This window comes from Paenibacillus planticolens (genome assembly GCF_013141725.1).
Lineage (GTDB): Bacteria > Bacillota > Bacilli > Paenibacillales > NBRC-103111 > Paenibacillus_E > Paenibacillus_E planticolens.
Window position 1 is genome coordinate 1 of record NZ_WHNZ01000008.1, and the last position, 2392, is coordinate 2392.

Annotated in this window: 3 protein-coding genes and 1 riboswitch; all 3 genes read right to left on the reverse strand. The window is 43.0% G+C overall.

Features of this window, described 5'->3' with window-relative positions; translation table 11 throughout:
* Positions 1-476, reverse strand: a 476-nt coding sequence (locus tag GC097_RS02475) for a DMT family transporter (protein WP_512699040.1), incomplete at its 3' end; no start/stop codon positions are given.
* Between the two features lie 81 nt (positions 477-557).
* Positions 558-658, reverse strand: a riboswitch (purine riboswitch).
* Positions 659-746: 88 nt separating this feature from the next.
* The gene (locus GC097_RS02480) at positions 747-959 is read right to left on the reverse strand and encodes a hypothetical protein (RefSeq protein ID WP_171681777.1); all 213 of its coding nucleotides are present in this window, start codon (positions 957-959) and stop codon (positions 747-749) included.
* Between the two features lie 109 nt (positions 960-1068).
* On the reverse strand, positions 1069-2091 hold the full coding sequence (locus GC097_RS02485) for an ankyrin repeat domain-containing protein (RefSeq protein WP_171681778.1): 1023 nt from the start codon (positions 2089-2091) through the stop codon (positions 1069-1071).
* Positions 2092-2392 lie beyond the last annotated feature (301 nt).

Consider the following 2392-nt stretch of genomic DNA (forward strand, 5'->3'; position numbering starts at 1 on the left):
AAGCCTTGATCGAGTATGCCGGCCGCTAGCAATGTCCCTCCAAACAGGGAGATCAGCGTGATCAACATGATGCCGTTCGGACGCCGCTTCTGTTCGACCGAATTGATCAGTACCCCCATCCATGTGAATTGGAATAGCAACAGAATGGCTAGCGAATTGGGAATATATCGCAGGGATTGGTAATACAACAAGCCTGTTACAGCCGTAGGTACACCAGCGATCATCAGGATAACTCGATGCCTCCACGAAAACTTCCTGGCAGCCGTCGCGGATGAAGACGTCGGCTTAACGTTTCCGCTCCATCTTCCCTTCCATTTCATGAATAGAACGAGAGCCCAAACCAATACGAACCCCGTCAACAATTGACTTCCGACGACCTCTCCGAGTGTATAACCTTTCGCGTATGCCTTCGTAACGATCGTGGATAGAATGCCGTAACAGATTGCGCCCAACAAAACCAAAATTCTGTATTTCATGATTATAATTCCTTCCTTCGGTTATCTTTTCCATATATTTGGAAATAAAAAAACTTCCTTGCTATCGAATATGGAATCGTCGAAACGCGTTTCCATATTCGTAGCAAGGAAGTTAAGGCTTCCTGTAGAGACCCCCACCCTGTATTTCGTGGGGTTATACGAATGAATAATTGATTCATCAAACGAAAGCAAAGCAACATTTACAATAATAAGGCGCTCGCTCGCCATTGTCAACTGACAACTATTAGGTGCGTCATCGACGTCTCCAGATCATCGCTTGTCAAGTAATTCTCTGTGAGCGATTTCATGCAGCGGACCACCGCTTGCGCGAATCACTCCCGCTCCGGGGTGCTCTCCGGAAGGAACCCCACTAGTTCTAGCATACCACAGCAAGCGATCACCGTCGCTGAGCTGTCCCGCGGCATCCCCTCTCAGATAGGTCCGTTGAAAATAAAGTCTTAGACTGCCGCTGTTGTCATTCAACTAACTTTATTCGTTAGCGCAATTACCAATTTCAAAAAGTGCTCTTATAAAGGCAGTTCATTTGGTCTATAGAATTTATTTTCAACTATACACAGAGTATCATATTAGGTCAAAAGTCTGACTTATTTGATTGTGCATTTAAGTATTTCCATATTTCTGCTGCAACTTTTGGCCTCTTATACTTATCGGCTAAGGAGATAACCGTATCTCCGTCCCGGTCAGGAGCATCATTAGGATTCGCACCAGCTTTTAGCATTATCTTGACAACTTCCAACACAGCGTCTTCTGATTTGGCCCCTTCGATTGCAGCAACAGCTTCCATTAACGGCGTTCTTCCCACTTTGTTTTTTGCATTCACCTGAGCACCATGATCAATCAAATACTGTACTAACTCTTTTTGATTGTACATGGCTGCAGTGGAAAGAGGGGTGTTACCTTGATCATCTTTGTCATTAACATTAGACCCTGCTTCAATTAACATTTTGACGATTTCAACATTTTCTTTTTCAAAATTGGAATGAACGAAAGGTCTCATGGCCGAAAGCAAAGGATTCCGAACATCCAGACGTGCCCCGTGCTCTAGCAGGAAGCGTACCAACTCAGGGTTCCTTCTACTTGAAACACAACCCAAAGGAGTACCGTTTGCGTCATCTGGATTCACTTCAGCACCGGCCAACACAAGCGGTTTCACAAAATCGCCCACCGTACAAGCCGAGGTCATAATCAGTGTTTGTTTGGTTCTTGTATCATTTGGATCACTTGGTTCTATTGCGTTAACATCAAGATGGTGATCTAGAAACATCTGAAATACAGGCACAACATCCAAATCATTATACTCATACTTGATTCGTTCCAAAATAACTTGAAAGAACAACGAATTGATGGCTGAAGTGCTATTTACGGAGTCCATTAACCTGGCGATTTCCGTGTAATTACTTTTCATGGCAGCATTTAAAATTTGGGCCGCTAGATTTCCAATGCCCTCAGGTTTGTTGATCGCGCTTGCCTCTACCACTGGTGTAGACAGACTTGTTACTATTGCTGCTGGAGAGCTGCTGACTACGCTTATAGATTGGCAGGCGCTAAGTGTTAGGCAAATCAACATGAGTAGGACTAAGCTTATTGCTTTCATGAATTTCCTCCTGGGGAAAAATATTATATTCCCCAATTTATAATCAATATCTTCTTTAATAAGACATTTAAAAGTGGATAAAAGTTCCAGTTCTATTAATAACTCTTCCCGTTACTTGAATGATAACAGGGAGCAGTTGCGGCATTCTGCCCCCTGGTTGTTTTGAACTAACGTTTCCGTTAGTTGAATGGATAGCTGATTAAAGTTCACATAAAAATCATTACAATATATGATACGGCAAATGTGGGAATGAGTATTGCCTATCGCTGTCTTTGATTTTTACCATAACTGGGAATATTTG